The sequence below is a fragment of the Flavobacterium sp. TC780 genome, assembly GCF_056783245.1.
Genome location: NZ_JBXBAV010000163.1, coordinates 1 through 24585, shown reverse-complemented (window position 1 = coordinate 24585; position 24585 = coordinate 1). Strand labels below are relative to the sequence as shown.

Genomic DNA, 24585 nt, shown 5'->3' with positions numbered 1-24585 from the left:
ATAAATACATTTCTTTCGCATAGTAACTATGTGTGTTTAAAATAAGTGAAACGTCTCTTTTGTGGGCAAACCAAAGCTATGTTTTTATGTGTTAGAAAAATTATACGCAACAATTAAAAAAAACAGAAAAATGAAAACTACAGATAAAATTATTATCATAGATTTAGAAGCCACATGTTGGCAAGGTGAAGTCCCGAAAGGGCAGCAAAATGAAATTATTGAAATTGGATTAGCCGTCTTAGATTCCCAAACAGGAATCATTACTAAAAATCAGGGCATTTTGATAAAGCCACAACGCTCGAGTGTGAGTCCGTTTTGTACAGAATTAACGACCATCACTCAGGATTTACTGGATAAAAATGGAGTAAGTTTTGAAGAAGCGATTGAAAAATTGACAGACGAGTATCAACCCGATTTATATACTTGGGCAAGTTACGGTCAGTACGACCTTAATATGCTTAAAAAACAATGTAGGTCGTTTGGTGTTCTATATCCAATGGGAGAGGAGCACATTAATGTAAAAGTTCATTTTGCAGAGAAATTCGGTTTACAAAAGCCAACGGGAATGAATGGTGCTTTGCATTTATTAAATATTCCGTTAGAAGGAACACATCACCGAGGTGTTGATGATGCAAAGAATATCGCTAAAATTTTGCATTGGTGTTTGCGTAATTAAATAGATATCATGCTAAGCATTAAATAAGAAAAACCACGAATAGTACATTCGTGGTTTTTCCGTTTAATTGAGTTAATCTAGGTTTATGAATTTAGTTTTTAATTATTTTCTTGGTGGTTATTGTTCCGTTATTTGATACAAACTGAACAACATAGATTCCAGGAATTTGATTGGCTATATTCACACTGAATTCTTTTTTTGCTCGTTTTTTCTTGAAAAACAGTAACGTTATGAATGTTAGTTATTCTTAAAGTTCCTTGTTCCTCACTAGTAATATTTATTTTAAATATTCCATTAGTAGGATTCGGATAAATTGTAATTAGTCGGGATTCGGCAGTTTCAGTTGCTAAAGCAGTATTTGCTTTAGTGTTCGGTTTACCTTCTCTTATAAGCGCAAAACGTTCTCCTCCTTCAAGTTCTCCTTTTAGAGCATCTTCCTGAATAAAATCTACTGTGATTTGTTCATCAGCAGGTAAGACTGTTGCTACTCTAAAGTCGAATGATATTACAAAAGTTTCTTCTAAATCGATAGGTAAATTTGCAATTGCTGCTTCTCTGGATTTTATCAGAATTTTATTTTTTCCAATAATCTCAATACCTTTAAAAGATCCATTTGCCTGAGCTCTTTCAAATAATTTATCATCAAGAGTAGCTTCAATTACTCCGCCTAAATCAAAGAAATTATTTTTTAATTGCTCATTAAAGCCTTTATCTACAAATCTTAGATTTACAAATTTAGATTTTATGCCCCTTACAAATACTGTTGTAGGAGGAACAATATCAGTTGTATTTAAGTTGTAAACACTTAAATTTTTCCAGGCTATATTATTATTGGTTTTAGTATTTACACCAATACCTACACCAGTTAATTCACTAAACATAGGGTCATTTGGAGATTCTATTCTTGCAGCCAGACAGAAATGGTGTTGGTCAGTAGAATATAATGCTGGATTTGGCGGATACCAAGGAATCATTACAATAGTATTACCACCAGCTGGAATAGATGAATACTTACTTCTCCTATTTCATCTCCATGTTTAACAGAACCAATATTAAAGTTCACAAAATTAGTTGGCCAGGTTAATCCTGAAGAAGCTTTGGTAAAATACAATCTTACTTTTGCAGATGCACTTGTATTTGCGCCTCTATTATAAACTCTGATATAAACTCCATTTGGAGAAGATAATTTAAATTCAGGATTTTCATGTACAAGTCCTCCATCGATATTTTGTCTTACCCATATATCGTCGCTTATCCACATAGGACCTGAATTGGATTTGGTTGAACACCAGTGTCATAAGGTCTGTCTTTTATGTATAAATCGGTAGTAGGTAATGCAATTCCAGTAACAATTACTGAATATTTTTGCAGCGCGTTTACCAATGTTGATTTATGAGTAATGGTAACCGTATAAATACCAGCAGCACCATTAATACTAATGCGCTCAAAAGGATCTTTGGTATTATCTCCTAATCCATTTGTTGTAGCTGATGTAAGTCTGTAAGGAAAAAAAGTACCAGATCCATTAGTAACTCGTATATCTAAGTCGTTAACTAATCTTGCTGTGCTAACATTTGGCGTGCTGCCAGAGTAGGCTACACCAGCAGGATCTGTCCATGATATAGAAGCAACAAGAGGATTTATACCATCAGAAACTACTTTAAAACTATAACTAGATCCTGAAGTCAAAGTGTGTTCCTGAATAATAGAGTTAGTTCCGTTTTTAGTAATTGTTTCAGCAGCAAATTTTGCGTTTAATAAACCCCAGCCAAAAATAGCATCAGGACCAGTAGCTCCAGCATCATCTGCCGTAATGTAGTGCCAAACCTTTTAATGTTGCAGCACGCATAAAATTATTTGTAATGTTCTTATAATGTTGTTGCAAAAGGAGTAAAGTTCCTGTAACGTTTGGAGCTGCCATAGAAGTTCCTGTAGCATTACCGTAACTGCTATTTGTTAAAGGTGTTGGTGTCGAAGTAAGTGTCGCAGTAGAATATACAGTAGTTCCGTTTCCTGTTAGGTCAGGTTTTATACTTAAATCATCAGTAGGACCTTGACTGCTTGAAGCATGAATAGTTACACTCGTGAGCACTCCTGTTGCGTTTATAACTGCATCATTTGCATTAGCAATAACCAGATTATTTTTAGAGGTAGAAAAACCTGTAAGTTTATCATAGCCTGCACCTCCTAAAGGGCTTGGATTTGCAGTATTATCAGTTCCATCATTACCTGCAGATTTTATCTGTAAGTAATAAGGAGCATTGTACATTACATTATCCCAATCTCTAGCAACTGTTTGGTATGATCCAAATTGCCATGGGGCTATTAAGACAGCTCCTGTTGATGGATTTCTTGTAGCCCATCCATAAGAATGATTAGATAATAACATTCCGTTTGCTGAAGCTGTAGTTGCTTCAGGTAAATCACTATTCCATTCATTTGTTCTTGCATTGGCCTGATTTGCCATTCCTTTAGCAGCGGCGACAGAATCCAGCTGCAACAATAGTACCTGTAACATGATTTGCATGTTGACTATTGTTGCCTGCACCAATAACAGTAACTCCATCCGAAATAGTAACTCTTCCTCCAAACTCATTGTGTGTAGGAAGCGTAGCTCCTCCGTCCCAGACATAAGCAGTCATTGTTTGCCCGTTAAGATTGAGACCTAAACCGCCACCAGTGTTTAAAAAGTTTGCTCGCGTAGATTTGGCAGCATTTACGTTGTCGGGTGTGTAATAGATTGGGGATTTGCCATCAGGACTAATATCCATCAATTCGCTAGTTGTTCCGTCTTTGTTGGTAAAAGAGGCGCTCCAGCCATTGGTCTTTGCTACACTTAAAATTCTTTGCTTTTTTTGTTCAGCTTCTGATCTGAATTTTTGACTTAACGATTCTAATTCAGATACATTCGAGTTAGATCGAATTTTTTCTATGTCATTTTGTGTTTGCGAGTAGGTGATTCCGCATACACAAAATAGCGCAATTTTGTATAAATTTTTCATTTAGTTTGATTTGGGGTTAATCACTTTTTTTATATTCTATTGTATTTAAGAACAGAATAAGGAGTGGGGGGACTTTTGTCATTAATCATTCCTGAAAAATCATAAAATAAGATTGGTTTCTTTTTCATAGTTTTTAGTTTTAAAAGGTTATTAAATAGACTTACTTTAATAATTTAACTTTCTGTTTTTTGAACGTATGATTTATTTATAGCAGTTTTTTTTAAAGCGAATAAAAATAATTAATTTAATTAAAAAACAATCAGGTATAAATACTTGATTTATAGATTAGTATGTGTTTTTGATAAGGAATGTAACAAAGTAATTAGAGAGACAGTTTTACTTGTTTTTGGTTAATTAATAAGGATGTTTCCGCAAAATAAACTCCGATTTATGAAGTAAAATGCCTTATAAAAAGTAAAAAATTAATACATATTTGAAAAAATATTGCACTACGCAGAATAATTGCGTACTAAAATTTGAATATTTGCTTAAGAAATTAAAAACACGTTCTTTTAAATAAAATAAATGAATTGATCAGGTCAAGTTTAAGTTACTTCAATAACCTTTAAGATATACTTAGACAATTACCGATTAATACATTTATAAATAATGGGGCAGTAGCTCAGCGGTTAGAGCAGGTTAGTTTTGAAATTACCATTAAAAGGTCAATCTTAACTTACTTCTAGCACTTTTAATGCCCAGGTCGTGGGTTCGAATCCCACCTGCTCCACAAAATTAAGGTCAAGTGTTTCTTACTTCAAAAATCTTTTAGGTAGAACTAGAAACACAATTATCTAATTATTAAAATCATTAAAAATGAAAACAAAAGAATTATTAAAAATCAGTTTACGTCAAAACGCAATTTTTATTCCAACAGAATTAATTGCGAATGATGTTAAAAAAATATCTGGAACAACATTGGCTTTAGCTGCCAACGTTTCAAAACTTGGATTCACTTTTTCTGAATCGTTATTACATACTTTAAACAATGTAAATCCGAATTATAAAATTGAAGTTTTAGAGGTTTTAAAAGATGTTTTAGGAACTAACAAAAACTGGACTCCATTGGTCAAAGAATGGAATGTGCCTACTGGAGAATCTGTTTTAGATCATATGGCGACTTTGTTTGCTAATCTTTTTAAATCTAATAACGGAATTACTTTGCAATGTGGGCATATTATTCCTAATGGTACTTTTCCTTTAGAAAGATATAATGGCTGTCCTTTTTGTGGAACTCCATTTGAGTTTGGAGAAATTGAAAATTTTGGACAAGGAAGTAAACAAAAAGTTTTAGAGTTATGGTCGGAAAAAGAGTTGAATGATTTCTTTGTTTCGTTATTAACATCAAAAACAGCTTTGGATGCTACTCAGATAGAAAGTTTAAAAACTTTAATTGCGTATTTGCCATTGCCAGATGTTGCTGTTGGAATGAAAGAAACGTTGATGCTTGTTATCGACGCTTTAATCGAACAAGATCAAGCCGAAAAAGCAACACAATATTTTAAAGCACCAACAGATATTTTGAGGTATTTATGGTATAAGAAAACCAATTTATTGCAAATTATAGATCCAAAAACAATCATTCAAAGAGTTGAAAAAAACAATCAGCATTTGGCTCATTTCTTGGATAATAGTGCTAAGTCTAAGTTGACAGCTAAAGAGAGCTTAAAACTTAAATATTCTAGAAAAGAATGTTTGATGGTTGCCAATTGGTTGAATAATCTTGAAATGAGCGCCGATGCTGCTTGCGAAATCATGCATCCAAAAAGAGGAATGTGGGTTCGTTTTATACGAGCATTACGTTTACCAGAGTATAGTAAAAGAAAAGGCTTTGAAAAATTAGCCGTTTTATTAGATACTTTCTATAACCAGACTTACGAAGTTTGGCAAGGAAATCTGAATCACTTTCGTTTGAAATTAGATACAGATAAAACTTTTGCTTTACTAAAACAACGCCCAGGATTATTCGCTCGTTCGTTATTTTCGAATATGCTTTGGTTTGGATCCGATGAAACAATTGCACATTTTAATGAAATCATTGATAAAGTACCGGCGCGTTTGGTTTTTACTTTGAATATGTATGCTCAAAATTATTTTGATAAAACAATTCAAAGAAGTGTGAAACCATTGGGAGGTACTAACAAAAAGAATTGAACCAAATCGATTATTATCATTATATACTGATGAGCAATTGGATGCAATGAAAAAGCAAATTGAAGATATGTGTGTCTTGGCTATGAAGAAAAGATTTGCGGCTATGCCAAATGATAATAAGACAATTTATATAGATCCACAATTGTTTAATATGCCAGTTTCAATAGGAGATAGAAGTGAGAACGTTCAGGATTTACCAGTGGCTTTGATGGGAACACGTTTCCCGATTGAGGGTAATGAGGTACGATTATTTATGCAATGGGGTAATGATTTACCTGCACAACATCTGGATATGGATTTAAGCTGTCATATTGCTTATGAAAATAGTGCCGATATTTGTTCTTTTAGCCGATTAGAAACCACAGGTTGTAAGCATAGTGGAGATATCAGATATATTCCGAATAAAATAGGAACGGCTGAATATATAAACATTAATATTGACAAATTAGCAAAAGCAAATGCCAAGTTTGTAACCTTTACATGTAATGCATATAGTAACGGAAGTATAACTCCAAATTTAATATTAGGTTGGATGAATAGCAAACATCCGATGAAAATATCCGAGAAAAGAGGAGTAGCTTATGATCCATCTTGTGTAGATCATCAGGTAAGGGTAACACAAAATGTTGCAAAAGGGCTAGTTTTTGGAGTGCTGGATGTAGCCAAAAAAGAAATTATTTGGTTAGAGATGACTTTTGGAGGCCAAGTTGTACAAGGATTAGATTATAAAGGTGTAAAAGCGTTATTATCTAAGCTAAGCAGCAAATTAAACATAGGTAGTCTTTTGACTCTTAAAGCCGAAGCACAAGGTTTGGAAATTGTAGAAACAACAGATGCCGATGAGGTTTACGATGTAAATTGGGCAATTAATTCTGCTGCAGTTACTCAATTATTAATAGATTAAAAAACAGAAAACCACGAATATAATGTTTGTGGTTTTAACTTTTGTTTTTATAAGTGAGAGGATTTAATTATATATTTACAGACTTAAGATTTTACTTCATAATTAGTTTAAAAAGAAAGAAACTAACTTAATAGCATGGATACCACAAAAACACCTTTTTTAGATACTATTTATCATCTCAGAACAATTGAACAGGTTATTTTGTATGATAAAGTAATTATCATTTCTAAAGAAGAAGAGACAGATGCTGTTTCATTTCTGGAAACCGAATATGAGAGGGAAATTTTAGATTATCCAGGCATTGCTCTAGAGTTTAATTCTCTTGCTGCTTTGTGGGCATCCAAAACGGTATATCTAGCTGCACAACTATTATTATATAGAGAGCACAATAGTAATGATTTGGTGATGCTTTTGCCTGATTATAAGGGAAAAATAGATGCTTCGGCAATACTTTCAGCAGATATTTGTTTGCGTTTTTTACCTCAGATTATTATGGAAATGAAAAGAATAGATCCAGATGATTTGATTATTCCTATTCTTGAAAAACATTTATTTCAGTTTCATTATTCAGCCGTTGGATTTGAAGTTGACATGGAGAGGATAGATTTTGAGATTCTTGATGCTAATGATTGTTTGAAGCAGCTTTACATAGACCGAATTGTACAGAGAAAAGCAATAAAATTTACTGAATCTGATTTTATAAAAAAACAATTAGAAATAGGATTTGGAGACTATAGAAAAATCTTTTGGGCGCAATTATAATATTATACGAATAAAATAAAAATAGGAGTAAGTAAATGAAAACTACCGATAAATTAAATATTGTTTTAAAGCATATTAAAGACACTTTTGTTGGAAAGAATGAAATTATAGATTTGCTAGGAATTGGATTATTGGCAAGAGAAAATGCCTTTTTGTTAGGACCTCCGGGAACGGCAAAGAGTGCAATTATCAGAGCATTATCTAACGGAATTGGAGGAGGGAAAAATTAAATATCTGTTGACCCGATTTACAGAACCTAATGAAATTTTGGACCTTTTGATATTCGTAAACTTAAAGAAGGAGAATTGATTACAAATACAGAAGGTATGATGCCAGAAGGTTCTGATGGTATTTCTCGATGAGATTTTTAATGCAAACTCGGCAATTCTGAACAGTTTATTAATGGCTTTGAACGAAAAGATATTTCGTCGTGGTAAAGAAACTAAAAAACTTCCTGCACTTATGTTTGTGGGAGCAAGTAATGTTTTGCCAGAGGATGAATCACTAAATGCGTTGTTAGACCGTTTTTTAATTCGAATAAAATGTGATTACGTTGAACCAGATTTATTACACGAAGTATTATTGGCAGGATGGAAATTAGAAAGTGATGCAGCTAAAGAAGCACCAACAATTTCGGCTGACGAAATTAGAGAACTGCAACAACTTTGTCGCAAGGTAGATTTAACTCCAATTCGAAATGAATACGTAGATATTATTCATAGCCTTAGAAATACAGGTATAAAAGTATCAGACAGACGTGCAGTAAAACTTCAGAATCTTATTGCTGCAAGTGCTTTAATGTGTGGTAGGAGTGAGGCAGTTTTATCTGATTTATGGGTTTTAAAATACATTTGGGATAATGAAGAACAGATTGAAATTATAGAAGGAATAATTAATCAGATTATCGAAAAAGATAATTCTGATTCGGCTCATCCGCAAGCTTTGTATAACAAAACTCCTGATGCCGAAAGTGTGATGAAAGAAGTGAATTACCTAACTGAAAAATGGCAAGATGAAAATCTTTCTTTTGAAGAGCAAAATGTAATAAAAGATAAATTACGATATATTCAAACCCGTTGCGATTGGATTAAAGATGCAGAAAATAAAAAATATATTCAGGATCATATAGAATCGTTGTGGCAAAAAATACTTCAAACTATTTAATATGTATTTTTTAGAAATTAAAAAAGAACACAACCATTTTTTGAGATCAATCAGGCATTGGGATAACTAAAAGTGGCTTTTGAAACTGATACAATCTGGATTAAAGATTTTTCTTTGGAGCAAATTGATGCAGCCGAAATTCAGCAAATTCCATACAAAACGATATATGAATTAAAGGACAATTTGTTGTTTGAAAAAGGAAAGCTTTTGCCTTCAAGAAAATTGCCTTCAGGATTATTGTGGACTCCAATTTTACGTGCATTACCGGTTTCTTTACCTAAGTTCAATCATAATTTTTTTGGCGTAGACCAAAAACTCAAAATAGTTTTAAAACTTTCTGAAGATATAAAAGAGGCCTTTGCTTTGCTTGTAGATTACGATGAGTTGAAGTTGTATATAGAGTCGGCTCCTAAATATAGATTAGAACCTTTGCAATGGGTAGTTATAGATAAAAGCGCCTTAATTATTGGGAATCCTTTATTGCCAATACAAGGCAGTACATATTGGGTTGATAATGACTTTTTAATTCCAACAGGATATAATTTTGAATGGTTTGCTTTATCGAAAATACTTCAGGAAAAATTAAATCAATCAGAAGAAAATATAATACTCTGGAATACCGATAATAGTTATTCAATTATTTCAAAAACACATATAAAACAACTTTCAATAAGTTCATTTCGCTTAACTTTTTCATAAATTAAAAAATGGAATTTCTAAACTACTTTCAATCATACGAAGACTATTTCTGGGAATGGAGGATAAAATATTATCTGAAGATAGTGTCTTTGAGACTATAACAATCCCTAATGGACAAACTATTGGTTACGAGAAATTTGTTTTTGAAATTTTAGAATACCTTTCAGATGATAGTATTCCGCCATTTGGAACTTTATTGTTAGCCATTGTAGCTACAAATACAGAGAATGAACAAGCAATCGAAATGATTCATAATTTGGTAAGAAGCAAGAATATAGTAACCGCTTTTCCGCAATCTCAGTCCTTTAGAACGGGTGCCAGTATAGATTTTCTGAAATTACTGTCTAGTTTACCAAATGAATATAAAGTTGGCGAAAAAAGAATGAAGTTATTTCAGACTATTTTTCATGAATGTCATAATAGAGTTTCATCAGAAAAAGCAAAAAATCTTCTTGATGAATATAAAGATTACAGAGAACATTTATTAAAAACAGCTGAAAAAACGCCATTCAACGAGGCTAATTTTAGAAAAGATTTCAGAACATTGGCTTTGCTGAAAACTAAGTTTCCAACGCTTCAATCGATATTAAATGCAATGGAAATCGTTCCTCATGACGATTTAAACGATACGTTGGATGAGGAAATTTTAGAAGAAAAAAATCTGTCTGATACTATAACTGATTTTGTAGATCAGCTTATTGAGGAAGATAAAACATTTCATGTAGGAAGTCTTATCAAACGACTTTGGTCGGGATTAAATATTCCACTTCATCACAATCATCCGAGTGAGCAACCGCTTGGAGGAATTTCGGATTTAACGAATAAAGGAGATTTTGATAAACTCGTCATTTCTGAATTTGCGTATGATGATGATGTTTTTATGTCAAGAATTGCTAATAATGAAGCATTGTATATTCAGCGTGAAGTACCACCTGAAGCAGACAAATTCAAGCGCATTTTATTAATAGATATTACATTAAAAAACTGGGGAAATCCTAAAATTTTAGCTTTTGCTTCAGCCATTGCAATTGCCAGACATCCTAAAACCGATATCGAATGTCAGGTTTATGTTGTTGGCGAAGATTATAAAGAAATTGCAGTTGAAAACGTCAACGAAGTCATCAACTCGTTAAATGAACTTAGCAGTAAATTAGATTGTTCAGCAGGATTAGATTCATTTTTTGCAGCAAATAAAATCAATAGCAAGAATCAGGAAGTTTTTCTTTTTTCTTCAGAAGAAAGCCTAAAATTAGCTCCGATGCAAAATGCAATGAGTGCATATTTTAATGATATAAAATACGTTTTTGCAATAGGATTACAGGATATTAATGTTTTTAAAAATCAAAATAAAGGCAAGAAACTGTTGCAACATATAATTATGCCGTTAGAGGAATTATGGCAAAAAGATAATGTAAACAAAAAACAAAGAGCTAGAGAAATAACAGATAAAAGTATACCATTGCTTTATCCTGTTGAGCGATCTTATCAAAATATATTCACTCATAACAATGAGTTTTATATGTACATAAATGGTAATTTATTTATGTTTTCGAATGATAGATTTGGTAAGGGATTTGTGAAAATAGCTTCTAACCTTCCGTTTAGGAATGGCAATTTTGCGATGAAAACAAATAACAAGGGAGAGAAAATACTTTGGTACCATTATTATGATTTAGTACACTATGCTAGTACTATAAATCTTAGCACCAAAGAATTAAAAAGCTATAAAGATTTTAATCAAAAGATTAATGATGCACCTCTCAAAGTATTTGAATATAATAATAATTTTTATTTTGCTGGAGGTGTTATGCATCTTTTACCGGATTTTTGGCAGATTGATGGTGATTTTCATTGTACCCAAATAAGAAACGAAAGCATAAGAAAAGCTTTTAGTAATAATCTTGAAGAAAATTCTTCTTTCATTAATAATTATAAAAACAGTAGAGTTAAATACAGTGTAATTAAAAAAGTAGAAAGTGTTGTGATTTATGATAATTTCTTGATGATTAATGGGTATGGAATTGAGAATTTAGAGCTCAGAAAGGAACATAGATTTTCATATAGACAGTTAGAAAAATTATCTATAAAATTTGAAGAAAAAGTTAATCTTATTTTAAAAAACAAAGGAACATCCCCTTTGGCTGTTGTACAAATAATAAAAACGAATACTGATAAAACATTAAAAGAAGCTAAAGAAATTATCGATGGGCAATTTGGTGTTGTTTTGAATAGCGTAACAAGAGATGCAGCAGAAAAATTAAAAAAAGAAATCGAAAATAATGGAGCAGTTTGTTATATAGAAATCCAATATTTTCAGTCTGGAGATGGTAGTAAAATCACCAATCAGGATGGGATTTTGGTTTTTGAAAGCAGTGATAGACGAATTGATAAGTTTTATATTCCGTTTGTAATTAACATGCGAACTATTATGGCAACAGAAGGAGAATACGCTGGAAATAATTACTTTATTCCGGGCTATACAAAAGAAAGCGTGGCTGACGACGTATTTATTGAAAAATATTTTAAACCATTTATTTTGAATATCGTACATCATGGAGCTTAAACTAAAGATAAATTCAAAAAATATATTTCCTAAAGGAGGTATTTTTATAAAAAGTGCCTCTGCGGAAGTATGGCTTCAGGAAATTCAAAATATTGGATTATCGCTTGATTCTATTGCCGTTTTTCCTATTCCGGGAATCCGTGCAAATGAATTATTTGGCTGTTTAGTAGTTTTTAATCAGGGAAAAAATAGAATTACGGATATCGGTAAAAACAATTTTTATCAATTGGCAGCATGCAAGTTATTTATTCCTGAAAATACATTAATCACACCTGAGTTAACAGATGGTGAATGGCATAATTTGTTTTCAGAAGAATATCATTTTTTGCATCCTGAAATTGGTTTGGTTGAATTGAAGGAAAAAGTAAACTGGACAGATTTTCTTCAGTTGCCAATACTAAAAGAAACCGAAATAACAGAACCATCAAAAACGGTTTCGATTCCGCAATTCATAACTTCGATGCGTATTGAGATAGATCAGGAAAAAATTTTAGAGACTATAGAAAACCCACCTTCTGAAGAAGAAATAATAGGGAAGCTACCTTTTGATTTACAAAAAGTAATGAAAGGGAATCAGAAAGAAATGGATAAGTTTTTGAAATTCTTAGATGAAAATCCAAAATTAGCTTTGCAATTAGCGATTCCATTAGATACATTGGGGACTTCAAGAGGAGATAATTATGGAAGATTTTCTTTTGGAGGTAGAAGTATGTTTAATGTTTCACCAACCACAACAGAATTCTTTCAACAAATTTTAAAATTTGGCTTTGCTATCTTTTTTGTCATTTTTATCAGAAGTTGTAATCCAGAAAATGCGCATTTTGAATTTCAATCATTATTTGGCTTTGTAATTTTAGCACTTATTGTAGGTTTGATTATTTCGCTTTTATCAAGAGGAAATAAAAAATCGAATTCAAGTTCAGGAGGTGCAGCACTTATAGATTCAGATAGATTTTCCACTTTACAAAATCGTTACGAAAAACTTGCAGAAGGATTTGTAGAAAATAAAGAATATCAAAAAGCAGCTCACATCTATCTGAAATTACTCAAAAATCATCATAAAGCAGCCGAAGTTCTCGAAAAAGGGGAGTTGTATACTGAAGCTGCAGCGATTTATTTAAAGTATTTAAAAAACACAAAAAAGGCTGCTGAATGTTATGAGAAAGGACATGCTTACAAAGAAGCAATAGCACTTTATAAAGAACTCAATGAAGATGAAAAAGTAGGTGATTTGTACATGATGCTCAAGCACAAAAAAGAAGCTGATAAATATTTTAATGAAGTAATAGAAAACTACAAAGCGAATTTTCAATATGTAAAAGCTTCTCTGGTTTATAAAAATAAGATTGGTGATGTAACAGAAGCTCAGGAAATCCTTTTAGAGGGCTGGAAGACGAATAAAGATGCCGGAAAATGCCTAAATAATTATTTCGCAAACATCAATAGTACAGAAGAATTATCTCTCGCCATAACGAATGTTTATAATAAAGATGTGTCTCCTGAAAATGCTGCGGTATTTCTTCATTTATTAAAACATGAATTTAGTAAGGATCAGAAACTTGAGGGTTTAACTAGAAATATAGCTTATGAAATTGTTGCAAATAGGATTGATAAAAACCCTGATGTTGCTTCAGAATTAGTACATTTTAATAAAAACAATAAATTGATGCTAAAAGATGTAATGAAGTATAAACTTAAAGCAAAGAAAAAGACTAGATAATTTTATGTCTCTAAAAACAAAAAACCACGAATAGTACATTCGTGGTTTTGATATTATAATGCTTTTTTAGTTTGCAAAGTCATTCGGGTTGCTAGAATATGTTCGCAAGGTCCTTTTCGTAATTGATTTGATTTGTAAAAAGAACATTCACAATTGCCCTCAATGAGTCGGTTATCTTTGTCTAATACTGCAAGAGTATTATAAGTAAAATTTTTATCGCTTACTTTTCCTTTAATTTGCAATTGATCAGCATTTGCAGTCGAAGTTATTTTTACTCTATTTTCGGTTATGTAATTATTAGCAATCTCTTCTTGTGGACTCGAAAAACGTAATGACTTCATGTTTAGAGGTTCTTGAGTTAATTCCCTTACACGATATAGTCCTAAATTTAAGTCATAAATTACTCGTCCAGCTTGAGTATATGCGGCTAATGATGCCGAAACTACAGAAGAATCAAGATTTAGTTTTTTGGCTAAATTATCAGACGTATCAAGCCAATTTTCTTTTAATGCATTGAAGACTTTTTCCTGTGTAAATAAATCAACATTGCTTCTTGGTGCCATTAAATCAAAATTTCCTGCGGTACTCCAATCATTTTTAGTCCAACCAGATAAGCCTAAAGTATAAGACATATCGCCAAGGTCGGCAATAAAAAAGGATGGTAAACCTGAACCCAATAAAACTACTTTAAAATTACGTGCTATAGGAATTAGTCTTCTAAAATTAGTAATCGACGTCTTCCCCAAATACGGATTGTTTTAGATTCGTTTCCTTGATAAATAGAGCGATGAATGGTACTCTGTCATGCAAAGGCTCAAATATTACTTTAATAGGTTTGTCTGGTTCTAGTATAAATCGTAAAGCTCTAGGTCCTTTCTTTTCTTTGAAGCGTCGTAAATATTGGCACAAGCTAAAGATGTCCATAGGATGTAAATCGAGTATAGTTGCAGGTAAAGTCATTGCTGAACTACTTGTAAAAATCCTCTAACCCACGAATCAGGCAAATCTATTTTTACCTCTTTATAGACTTGTTCATTTGTTGTTTTAGCTTCAAAACCAGAAGGGTCAATCTTAAATTCGGTTTCTTTATAATTTCTTATTTTCTGGAATTCATTATATAATCCTTCTGAATAATCAATATTTGTTGTACCACATTTAAAGTCACTAATCTCTGTGAATATATTATAATTGCAGCTTAATTTCCCATAAGATGATTCGTCTTTACTGAAACATTCAAAAAAGACTTCATCAGGATGTACTGTAATTACTGGGTCTAAAACATACCAAGCATCTTTATCATTTTTATATAAATAATCAAAATAGGCAGTTTTAGCTTTGTTAAAAGGCCCCATTACTGTTCTTTTCTCTTTTTGAACAATACTCAATTCTTCTTTCAATTCCTGAATACGTGCTCTAACATTTTCAATCTGAAAATCGGCCATATATTCGCTAAGCCATATTTTTTCTTGTTCTGCAGCCCATAATTTATATTCTTCTTTATCCTTTGGAAAAAAACGTAAATCAGAAATTACTACGTCATGCAACGCAGAAATAGCTTCTCTAAAAGCTATTTTTTTGTTTAGTTTTCCAACAAAAAAAGTAGGTTCTCGCAAAGTATCTGGCGAAAAACTCATTCCCAGGGCTATTAGAGGTGTTATTTACAATGGTACTTCCGCTGTATTTATAATCAAATAACATAACTTAGTTTTTAAGGATTAAATGGGTATGTAATTGCGGGTATAGCATTTTTAAATGGTCAAAATAGAGATACAATTTGCTTTATCTTGTATTGCTACGGTAGCAGAAACTTCGTCAATAATTTCTGTTACAAAAATTGCAGCTTCTTCGCTTTTTTTCCCTTCCTGATGTAAGAATTGAAAAATACGCTGTTTAGCAACTCTGGCTTTGTGTACTCGCGTTAATACAGAGCGGAAATAAAACTCAAGCTCTCTCAACTTAGGCAGATTATCTGTAGCATATGTGTTAAGATAATTAGTCACAAAAAACTGAATGTTTACACTGAGGATGCTGGCTTAATTTAGTTAAATAAGTTACGCCATCATCAGGATTAAAATATCGGGTAATGATTTCTTTTCCAAATTGTTCAACCGCAGGTAATACAGAATCTAACTATACTGATCAGACATTCTAGATCCCAATCTGTTTCATCAAATTCGGTTTTGAAAAAATGAAATGCAAATGTTCTCGTATCGTCCCAAGTCGTGTCTAATATTGCCAATGCATTATTTCTTTCTGCTCGAATGCGTTCTTTTTTGTCCATAAAATAATTCCAGCACCATTGTCGAATGGCAAGAATTTCATGGTTTCCTAAAGAGATAATCTGGCGAATTGTAAAATCGTCTTTGCGAGTATATTTTTTCATATTTCATAACCCGTTAATTGACTTTCTCTATAATTAGCGTGAATCAATTTTATAACATCTCGAGGCTCAAGTGCTGTATTCCAATGATTAGTTGTTTCTTCAAGAATGAATTTTTTGAAGATCAAATGCGCGCCTTCAAATTTTTCTTTTCGAATCATCGCATAAACCATATTGCGAAGTGCAATGTCGATGATATCAGAATGTGATTTGCCTAATTGTGTAATACGCTCTAGAACAGATTCGATAACATCTGGGTATTCATTGTGAAATAAGTTTAACAAAGAATCACTATTTGTCAATAAATAATCTTCCTGATAGTTGTTTAATAGCTGAATACCATTTTTTCTAATTTCAGCACTTTCATCTTCTAAAAAAAGAGCAATTAATGAAAATGGAATTTCTTTTGATTCTACTTTTTTAGATTTTAGAATTAAAATACTGCTGGCAAGTAAATTATTTGTTTTTAAATCCGAAGAGATTAAACGAGCTATAATATCCCAACTTAATTGTTCAAGTTGTGGAGTTGCTATTCTTTTAAGCCTATCAATGGCTAGTGTTGCCAGATTATTGTTTTCTATAGATTCTTCGAATGTAAGTAGTTCAACGATTACTTTTCCGGTAATTACTTTGGCTTTATCTTCAGTAAATGTAAAGTTTTCTAAAGTACTTGTTATCCATGTTTTTAAATCAGTTACCTCGTTAAAAATTAGTTTCACAACACATTCAATATCATTAAGAAATAATGCTGTGTTTGATGAAATATGTTTTTTTGACCAATTTCTTGCAGACCCAGTTTTAGAGTTTAACACATCTGCAATAAAACCAACCTGAGTAGTAAGGACATCATTTTTCAGGATAATTGTTTCAAATCCTAAATTGTTGGGTATAGTAAAATCACTATTTAATAAATTTAAAATAGTTGTTTCATCAAAACGATTGATTAAAGTATTATAATCGTTTCTAGCTTTTAAATTATGATAAGAAAATTCATGAATGATATTCATTTTCCCTTCCATTATAAGCTGAATATAGGCTTCTGGAAATGCATCCCAATGTTCTGGAAATAATTCTAAACGTTTCTTGGAATTATCCGTGATTGTTTTTTGTTCTTCCTGAACTATTGGCTCTTCGGTTTTTTTCTCTACTTCTTTCTTTCCAAAAAAAGTTGAAAATGCTTTTTTGGCAACATCTAATACTGAGCTCGAACTTCTGGTCTGCAACAGTATTTTTATTTTCAGTAGCTACTTTACTACTTACTTTGGTTACTTGATTTGAATCGTAATAATAGTTTTTGCTTGAGAAAATTTCCTGATTTAAAATGAATTTCATTTTTGAAGTTAAAATTTGTTTTTCGTCATTCCCAAATAAGATTGTAGATAACAATGCTAAGTTAGAACACTCTGGGTAATCTACCACAGTGTAATAGTATTTCTGATCATTGTAATTGTATTGACCATAGGTATTTATAGGCAATCTTTCGGCTTTGCTATAATCATCCTCTGAGTATTTTAATAAAATTGATACAGCAAATTTGAGGTATTTTTTTGAATCCATTTCAGAATCCATTTCTTTTAAAAAGCGAAGACTATTTTTCTGAAAATAGAATTTGGTAAAATTAGAGAATGCAATTTTACTGTCTTTTCCTCTGAAGTTCTTTCCCAATTTTTACTCTTTCATTTATAGCAGTAATAAATTGAGAATTATCATATTCACTTTCTAACGAAACGGTTCTTGTAAACATAGGGTTTTCATTCTCAAATCGATATGCAAGAACAGCAATAGCATCAGCATCGTTTCTTATATGAGCCAGTTTATAAATAGCCCTAATATGCTTAAAATAAGGAGGTCTAAATGGAACTGCTTCTAGTAAGAAAATAACAATTTCATGTAATTTGCTATCAAATTTTGCAACTAAGTATAAAGCTGTTAGATAATTGATAGAATTATTCTCTAGTTCCTCTTTTAGAAAAATTATTAACGAATCGAAATCTTTTTTATCAATATGATATCGAGCTTCTTGAGGTATTGCCTCTAGAATTGTTGAGATATGTTTTTGTAATTCCTCCTCTTTTAAGATTCCTAGTAATCCCTCATGAGCCAGATTTCTTATATATTCTTTTTGTTTGTTTTGTAAAGCATAGGATTTAAAAACTTCTTCTGCAGTATCTGATTTAAGCTTTATTAAAGCCCAAATAGCCGAATAGGTTTGTAAATCATCCCCTTTTGAGGCTAATTTAATGATATAAGGAATCGCTTCTTTAGTATCTAATAAACCCGCTTTCCAAATTACGCGACTGGTTTTCCAAGTTGTACTAAAAGTTTGTTTTCCCATTACAGCATCTTCTAAACGCTGAAGAATAACACCGTTTATAGAATCAGGTTCTACACTTTCTAACGAAGGAAGATCTATTAATGTTTCTATTTCTGAAGCGTATCCTTTAACTTTTTTCTCATTTTCAAGTTTATCAAAAATGATTTGTGCTTTATCGGCCGAAACATATTCGGGAGTTTTAGTCCCATCTTTTAAAACGCTACCTCTTCTTCCATATCTAAAATTGACTACATAATTAGTATCATCAATACTACACAAGTCTATTTCGTATACTTTATCTGAATTCCCTTCTTTATAGAAAAGTTTAATCTGCTTAATTAATTTCATAATTGAAAAGGGTATTAATTAAAAAATATTCCACCAGTTTTCTGGCTTTTGATCCGTTACTGTTTCTTCCACTTCTTCAAGAACGGGAACAACTATTGGAGTTATTTTTTCAGGAATACTTGTTTTTGCTATATTGGGTTGACCGTGTTTTTTTATAATGGATTTCAAATTTTGCTTAAATGCAGTTCCTTTCTCAGGATTCACCATATATACATAATTAATGTAACCATCTATGGCATTAATTAGATGAATAGCTTTTCCCCATTGTTGGTCTTTCCATCCATTTTTTTCAATATTATGTAGTAAGGCACGAAATTTTCGTAATTGAATTCTATCTATATTTAGTTTTTTATTTACAACAACTCCAGTAACTTTTTGTTGCATCCCTTTTCGCATTACGTGCACTTTGTCGGGATGAATTATAAAACCTTCAGATTCAATAATTTTTTTAGTATAATATAATAATCGGGAAACATTTTGACTGTTTTCTTCAGTAGTCGAAAAACTCATATCGTCTGCATAACGGGTATAGCTAAAATTTAATTTTTTGGCTAACCCATTAATTTTTTTATCCATTTTATAAACAATCATATTACTTATTGCTGGACTTGCAGGAGAACCCTGAGGTAATTTGCGTTCGCCAGATTGTACATAATAAGTAACTCCGTCTAGTGTAGTTTCATTAATCTCGGAGTAGGTGCATAATAAACCTAAAATTGTAGCGAGTTCTTCAGAGTAGCCCATTTTATGGAACAATCCTTTTACTCGTTTATAAGTTACACTAGGGAAAAAATCTTTTAAATCTACATTAACAACAATGTCTTTGTTAATGTGTGGTTCTGCATTGGTAACAATAGAGCGCTCTTTTATAAAACCATGCGCCTCTATAGTATATGGTATTTTGTGGAGTATGTTTTCTAAAATCCAGGTTTGAACTTCTTTTAGCTTTGGTTTTGGAGCAGATATCTTGCGCTTACCACCTGATTTTTTTTCAAGTTCAAATGTATGATAATGATTAATTTTAGAAACTTTTCTGTTATAAGCAAGATATTGTAATGCTTTTAAATCTATCTGCATGCTTTTGGCCAATGCTAATGCATCTTCATAAATAGGCAGACTATATTTTTCTAAAAGTGTAGAATCGGTTTCTTTAGCATTTAAACCTCTAGATACAGATTCACCTAAATATAAAATTTGTTGCTGTTGCAATAATTTCCAATTTTCAGCTTTATCCAGTCTTTTCTTCTCTTGGTTTAATTTGGTTTCAGCTCTTTTTTCTTTAGCAATTTTCATACGTGCTTTACGCATTTCAAGAACCATAGCTTCTTGATTGCTAAACTTTCTGTCTTGTGCTAAAAGATCATTTAATTCCTTCTCAATCTTTGCTTCCTGATTAATTAGAATTTCAGATAGAGTAGGTTCAGATCCTGATTGCCAAAATCCTAAACGTTGCATTTCTTCTAATATGTAGCTATCCTTTGAGGTAGCTTTTATTCTATCATAAATTTGTTGTTTACTAAGCTGTTCAGACATATTACAATCGCTATTTTACATTAAAAAGCCCTATTGTAGCAATAGGGCTTAAAGTTTAAAACCTTCGTATTTTCTAAGGACTATGTCTATCAACTCCCGAGAAAGGGTACTATACGTACAGTTAATCTCGAGGAGGTGGAACCGAAACTGTACGTATAGTACCCTTTCTCATCCATAAGATAGAAGTAGTGCTGAATGTTAAATAATCTTACATCGATGACGAAACATCATCATTTTCTTTATACAAGAAAAGCAAGGTATTTCTTAAACTCAAAACAAACATACTAAAAAACTTTTAATTGAATACTAATAAAATTAAAATAGATTATCCTTTTTTTAAACTCCCGTTATCCACATCTTTAAGGAACTGGATAACACCAGGGAAGTAATGTTTAGGATCATCATATTGAGAAAGATGACTTCCATCTGGACAAAATAAAAAACGTCCATTTTGTACTTCGTTAGCAATCCATTTCATATGTTCCGGATCCATGGTATCGTATTTAGAGCCAATTGCCAAAGTGGGAACTGTAATTGTTTTTAATCTTGATTTGATGTCCCAGTTTTTTAAAGTAGCATTTCCAGTTATCCCAAATTCGCTTGGTCCTTGCATGTGTACATATACACTTGGGTTAATGTGTTTAAAACACCTGTTTATAGATTCTGGCCATTCTTCAAGAGGCATTCTTAATATGTGTTGTGTGTAATAATTTTTGAAAAGAAGTTCAGTGTATCTTGGATTTTTAAAATCATTCTTTGCTTCAATATCTTGTATTTCTTTGAGTACTTTAGGATCCATTTGTGGAGCGAGAACATCCTTTGCATATTTATTATATTCAGGAACACTCGCCATCATATTAGAGATGATAAGTCCTTTTAAGTTTTTCTGGTATTTCAGAGCATATTCCATAGCAAGTATTCCGCCCCAAGATTGACCCAAAATATAAAAGTTAGAATTGTCCAAGCCTAATGCAATGCGTACTTGTTCTACTTCTTCTACAAAACGCTCATTTGTCCACAAACTACTATCGGTGGGCTGATCGCTATAGTAAGAACCTAATTGATCATAGTAGATGTATTCGATACTTTCGTTAGGGAAATAACCATCAAAGCATTCGTATAATTCATGAGTAAGTCCAGGACCGCCACGCAGCAATAAAACTTTTATAGTAGGATTGTTACCAACAGTTTTTGTCCATACTTTAAATTTTCCTTTTGGTGTAGTAATCGGAATCATCTTTATTCCGCCGGTAAGTTGATCATCGCGTTTAGAAAAATCTAAATAATTTGCTTTAATGGGATCTATTTTAGTTTCTTCTTTACAACTAGAAAATAATATAATGCTTAAGAAACAAATGATGAATTTTATTCTCATGATTTTTATTTTTATGATTATTCGGAACTAATCTAATCTTTTTATTGCAAAAAATTCCACGAATTAATAGAAATTAATAGGTGGAATTTTTATTTAATATCAGATTTACAGTTTCTTATGTGTTAACTAAAGAATGAACTTTTAAATCTATTATGTGATAATGAGCGATTGTATTTATTCGCCGTAGATTTTCTTATAAAGGTAAAGAGTGTAAATTTCTTTGATTATTTTACGTTTCAGTTTTAAAGTTGGTGTTAATTGCCCACCATCAATAGACCAAACATCAGGAGTAAGCTCAAAACGTTTGATTTTTTCCCAATGACCAAATTTTTCATTTACTGCTTCAACTTCTTCATCAATACGCTTGATTACCTGAACGTTTGTAATAATATCATCGTTAGAGTCTCCTAAAACTATTTTATGAATTTTAGCCCATTCTTTTACAAATTCAAAGTTAGGCTGGATAAAAGCAGCAGGCATTTTTTCTTTTTCGCCTTCACCAATAACCATTATTTGTTCGATAAAACGAGATTGTTTCATCATGTTCTCAATCATTTGAGGAGCAATATATTTTCCTCCAGAAGTTTTGAACATTTCTTTCGCACGATCAGTAATTTTAAGGAAACCTTCGCTGTCGATTTCTCCGATATCTCCTGTGTGGAAATAACCATTTTGCAAAGCTTCTGCAGTTTTTTCAGGATCTTTATAATAGCCCAACATCACATTAGGTCCTTTACAAAGAATTTCTCCATCTTCGGCAATTTTCACCTCTACATTACGGATTGGTTTTCCAACAGTTCCAATTTTAAAACCTCTGTTTCTTGTGTCATTTACAGATATTACTGGCGAAGTTTCCGATAGTCCGTATCCTTCCATAACTGGTATTCCTGCTGCTGCAAAAACACGAGTTAATCTTGATTGTAAAGCGGCACTTCCAGAAACCATTAAATCAATATTACCACCTAAACCTTCTTTCCATTTACTGAAAATTAATTTACGTGCTATTTTTAATTGAAACTCATACCAAAAACCATTTGCTCCGTATGGCTCGTATCTTAAACCTAAATCGATAGCCCAGAAAAACAACTTCTTTTTGATTCCGGTTAAATCAGCACCTTTTGCATAAATTTTGTCATATACTTTTTCAGAAGTCTAGGAACTGCTGTAATTACATTTGGTCTAACTTCTTTTAGGTTATCACTTAACTTATCAATAGATTCCCACCAAAATATACCGAAATACCATAATATTGATAAATGTATAATATCATTCTTTCAAAAATATGACAAATAGGAAGGAAGCTTAATGCGACACTATTTCCTGGATCAATGGAATTCTTGGAGCGCTGTCCAGAACATTCGAAACATGTTTGTATGTGAAAGCATAACGCCTTTAGGACGTCCGGTTGTTCCAGATGTATAAATAATTGTTGCTAAATCGTCAGTAACGATGCTGTCTTTTCTAGCTTCAACTTCATTCTGATTGCTCTCATCTGCACCTTCGTCTAATACAATAGTCCAGTTTTTTGCACCAGCAATTTCATCAAATGTAAAAACATCTTTTAGAGTTGGTACATTTTGTTTAATAGCCAATACTTTGTCCAACACTTCTTTGTCTGAAACAAAGCAATAGCTACTGCCGCTATGGTTTAAAACATATTCGTAATCTTCTTCAGAGATAGTCGGGTCAAATAGGAACGGTTTGGGCCCCAGTTTGTAAAACTCCAATATCCATGATATGCCATTCCGTTCTATTTGTAGAAGTGATCAAGGCAATTTTATCATTTTTTTGAACTCCCATACGAAGTAATGCTCGAGAAATGGCATTGGCTTTTGCTATATATTCTTCAGTTGAAGTTTTCTCCCAAACACCATTACGTTTGGTTACTAAAGCATCTTTTTTATTATATTTTTCTTCTGATAATAAGGAAAATCAAAAAGTCTCGTAATTGTAACCATGGCGTTTAGATTGAATTTTACCGCAAATTAATAAAATTTATCGTTAATTTTTATTTTTAATAAATTAAATATGAAAAGTTTAATTCTATTTATTTTAAATTACGAAATCGATTTCTTTATGCGGTATGTTTTGTTATATTTATACAGCTAATTTGTAATGCTGTAATACTGCTTTTTGTTTGAAAAACTAAACTTTGCTATCTGATTTAAAGTGCCGTCTTTATGTTAGTTATGAATTAAATTTTTCTAATTAGGTTAATTAAAGCTTATGTTACTAAGTTAAGAAAAATATTTTTACTGGCTGCAGAATAAATCTCTTGCAAAATTATCAAGGCACTAAGTTTATTTATACTTTCTTTTTAATTTCGCGACTTTACACAAAAAAAACATGTTCTAATTAATTAAAGAGACATCTAAAAGACTTGTATAGTTAATCCTAAATTTGAATTTCTTTTTATTTTTTTACTTCTTCAACATATTCTTTTACTCTTTCTCCAGAAATATACATTTTCTTTTTATTGAAATGAATAGAGAATTGTGCGTAAACCCATTCGCTGTCTTCTTTGTCATTGGTTTTGTACCAAAGCGAATAAGAAGCACTATCAAATCCTTCGTTAAATATAGGAATCCCAACTTCTGAACATTCGAATCCCCAAGTGATGTTTTTTTTAGTTAGATCTTCATATTGAAAAATACCAGTTCCATTTGCATTTAGTTGAGTAATTGGTTCTTTTTTTCCATCATAATGATAGATTCCAGTTACAGGATAAGCAATAGTTGTGGTGATGAAACGTTCTTGGTTTTTAGCATTAATTTTTTCAGTTTTAATTTGAGAATAAACAGTTGTTAAGCAAAGAAAAAAAGCAACAAAAAGTAGGTTCTTGATGTTCATTAAAAAGGTATTTAGAATTTTATTTTATTTGTTTTTGGAGCATAATAAATAGTGGTATTTTTCATGCGGGAGGGCAAAACTAATAAAATCAGGTGCTGCCTCCCTAACAACAGGAGCATGTATTAACCTTAGCAATACGTA

The 24585-nt window shown here is 31.8% G+C and carries 21 protein-coding genes, 1 tRNA gene and 3 pseudogenes; 9 read left to right on the top strand and 16 right to left on the bottom strand.

Features of this window, described 5'->3' with window-relative positions; all coding sequences use genetic code 11:
* The first annotated feature begins 130 nt into the window (after positions 1-130).
* The gene (locus AC1RYN_RS18155; protein WP_481808075.1) at positions 131-676 is read left to right on the top strand and encodes a 3'-5' exonuclease; all 546 of its coding nucleotides are present in this window, start codon (positions 131-133) and stop codon (positions 674-676) included.
* Between the two features lie 91 nt (positions 677-767).
* Here AC1RYN_RS18155 and AC1RYN_RS18150 read toward each other — a convergent pair whose 3' ends face one another.
* From AC1RYN_RS18150 to AC1RYN_RS18125, 6 genes are all read right to left on the bottom strand, one after another.
* Complete coding sequence (locus AC1RYN_RS18150) at positions 768-833, bottom strand: hypothetical protein (protein WP_481808107.1); 66 nt, start codon at positions 831-833, stop codon at positions 768-770.
* Positions 805-1650: a hypothetical protein gene (locus tag AC1RYN_RS18145; RefSeq protein ID WP_481808074.1), complete on the bottom strand. Its 846-nt coding sequence runs from the start codon at positions 1648-1650 to the stop codon at positions 805-807. The genes AC1RYN_RS18150 and AC1RYN_RS18145 overlap by 29 nt, the downstream gene beginning before the upstream one ends.
* Positions 1650-1937, bottom strand: a complete 288-nt coding sequence (locus AC1RYN_RS18140) for a hypothetical protein (protein ID WP_481808073.1) — start codon at positions 1935-1937, stop codon at positions 1650-1652. Before AC1RYN_RS18140 ends, AC1RYN_RS18145 begins: the two co-directional genes overlap by 1 nt.
* Positions 1928-2365: a hypothetical protein gene (locus AC1RYN_RS18135; RefSeq protein WP_481808072.1), complete on the bottom strand. Its 438-nt coding sequence runs from the start codon at positions 2363-2365 to the stop codon at positions 1928-1930. Before AC1RYN_RS18135 ends, AC1RYN_RS18140 begins: the two co-directional genes overlap by 10 nt.
* A gap of 112 nt (positions 2366-2477) precedes the next feature.
* Entirely contained in the window at positions 2478-3194 is a 717-nt protein-coding gene (locus AC1RYN_RS18130; protein WP_481808071.1) for a S8 family serine peptidase, read from the bottom strand.
* On the bottom strand, positions 3148-3678 hold the full coding sequence (locus AC1RYN_RS18125; RefSeq protein ID WP_481808070.1) for a hypothetical protein: 531 nt from the start codon (positions 3676-3678) through the stop codon (positions 3148-3150). The genes AC1RYN_RS18130 and AC1RYN_RS18125 overlap by 47 nt, the downstream gene beginning before the upstream one ends.
* A 611-nt stretch (positions 3679-4289) precedes the next feature.
* On the opposite strand from AC1RYN_RS18125, the gene AC1RYN_RS18120 reads away from it, so the two are divergent.
* The 8 genes and pseudogenes from AC1RYN_RS18120 (at position 4290) to AC1RYN_RS18085 (ending at position 13644) form a co-directional block, all read left to right on the top strand.
* Positions 4290-4408, top strand: a tRNA-OTHER gene (locus tag AC1RYN_RS18120).
* Between the two features lie 86 nt (positions 4409-4494).
* Positions 4495-6736, top strand: a pseudogene (locus AC1RYN_RS18115) (hypothetical protein).
* 135 nt (positions 6737-6871) lie between these two features.
* The gene (locus tag AC1RYN_RS18110) at positions 6872-7498 is read left to right on the top strand and encodes a hypothetical protein (RefSeq protein WP_481808069.1); all 627 of its coding nucleotides are present in this window, start codon (positions 6872-6874) and stop codon (positions 7496-7498) included.
* 35 nt (positions 7499-7533) lie between these two features.
* Positions 7534-7860, top strand: a pseudogene (locus tag AC1RYN_RS18105) (hypothetical protein).
* Entirely contained in the window at positions 7844-8662 is an 819-nt protein-coding gene (locus tag AC1RYN_RS18100) for an AAA family ATPase (protein ID WP_481808068.1), read from the top strand. Before AC1RYN_RS18105 ends, AC1RYN_RS18100 begins: the two are co-directional and overlap by 17 nt.
* Positions 8663-8734: 72 nt before the next feature.
* Positions 8735-9361, top strand: a complete 627-nt coding sequence (locus AC1RYN_RS18095) for a hypothetical protein (RefSeq protein ID WP_481808067.1) — start codon at positions 8735-8737, stop codon at positions 9359-9361.
* Positions 9362-9416: 55 nt separating this feature from the next.
* Entirely contained in the window at positions 9417-11924 is a 2508-nt protein-coding gene (locus AC1RYN_RS18090; RefSeq protein ID WP_481808066.1) for a ribosomal protein L7/L12, read from the top strand.
* Positions 11914-13644 carry a hypothetical protein gene (locus tag AC1RYN_RS18085; RefSeq protein ID WP_481808065.1) on the top strand — a complete coding sequence of 577 codons (1731 nt, stop codon included), beginning with the start codon at positions 11914-11916 and terminating at the stop codon, positions 13642-13644. Before AC1RYN_RS18090 ends, AC1RYN_RS18085 begins: the two co-directional genes overlap by 11 nt.
* 53 nt (positions 13645-13697) lie before the next feature.
* Here the strand turns inward: AC1RYN_RS18085 and AC1RYN_RS18080 are convergent, their stop codons facing one another.
* The 10 genes and pseudogenes from AC1RYN_RS18080 to AC1RYN_RS18035 all read right to left on the bottom strand — a co-directional run bounded on the left by AC1RYN_RS18080 (position 13698) and on the right by AC1RYN_RS18035 (position 24444).
* Positions 13698-14390 carry a hypothetical protein gene (locus AC1RYN_RS18080; RefSeq protein WP_481808064.1) on the bottom strand — a complete coding sequence of 231 codons (693 nt, stop codon included), beginning with the start codon at positions 14388-14390 and terminating at the stop codon, positions 13698-13700.
* Between the two features lie 210 nt (positions 14391-14600).
* Entirely contained in the window at positions 14601-15278 is a 678-nt protein-coding gene (locus AC1RYN_RS18075; RefSeq protein WP_481808063.1) for a hypothetical protein, read from the bottom strand.
* A gap of 114 nt (positions 15279-15392) precedes the next feature.
* Positions 15393-15644, bottom strand: a complete 252-nt coding sequence (locus AC1RYN_RS18070) for a hypothetical protein (RefSeq protein WP_481808062.1) — start codon at positions 15642-15644, stop codon at positions 15393-15395.
* A gap of 104 nt (positions 15645-15748) precedes the next feature.
* The gene (locus tag AC1RYN_RS18065) at positions 15749-16027 is read right to left on the bottom strand and encodes a hypothetical protein (protein ID WP_481808061.1); all 279 of its coding nucleotides are present in this window, start codon (positions 16025-16027) and stop codon (positions 15749-15751) included.
* A complete protein-coding gene (locus AC1RYN_RS18060; protein ID WP_481808060.1) occupies positions 16024-17247 on the bottom strand; it encodes a hypothetical protein in 1224 nt (407 codons plus the stop codon). The genes AC1RYN_RS18065 and AC1RYN_RS18060 overlap by 4 nt, the downstream gene beginning before the upstream one ends.
* A 410-nt stretch (positions 17248-17657) precedes the next feature.
* Positions 17658-18686, bottom strand: a complete 1029-nt coding sequence (locus AC1RYN_RS18055) for a WGR domain-containing protein (RefSeq protein WP_481808059.1) — start codon at positions 18684-18686, stop codon at positions 17658-17660.
* 18 nt (positions 18687-18704) lie between these two features.
* Positions 18705-20219, bottom strand: coding sequence for a reverse transcriptase family protein (locus AC1RYN_RS18050; protein WP_481808058.1), 1515 nt, complete (start codon positions 20217-20219; stop codon positions 18705-18707).
* A gap of 325 nt (positions 20220-20544) precedes the next feature.
* The gene (locus AC1RYN_RS18045; protein WP_481808057.1) at positions 20545-21594 is read right to left on the bottom strand and encodes a proline iminopeptidase-family hydrolase; all 1050 of its coding nucleotides are present in this window, start codon (positions 21592-21594) and stop codon (positions 20545-20547) included.
* Positions 21595-21768: 174 nt separating this feature from the next.
* Positions 21769-23552 (bottom strand): annotated as a pseudogene (locus AC1RYN_RS18040) (AMP-dependent synthetase/ligase).
* 454 nt (positions 23553-24006) lie between these two features.
* Positions 24007-24444: a hypothetical protein gene (locus AC1RYN_RS18035; RefSeq protein ID WP_481808056.1), complete on the bottom strand. Its 438-nt coding sequence runs from the start codon at positions 24442-24444 to the stop codon at positions 24007-24009.
* Positions 24445-24585 lie beyond the last annotated feature (141 nt).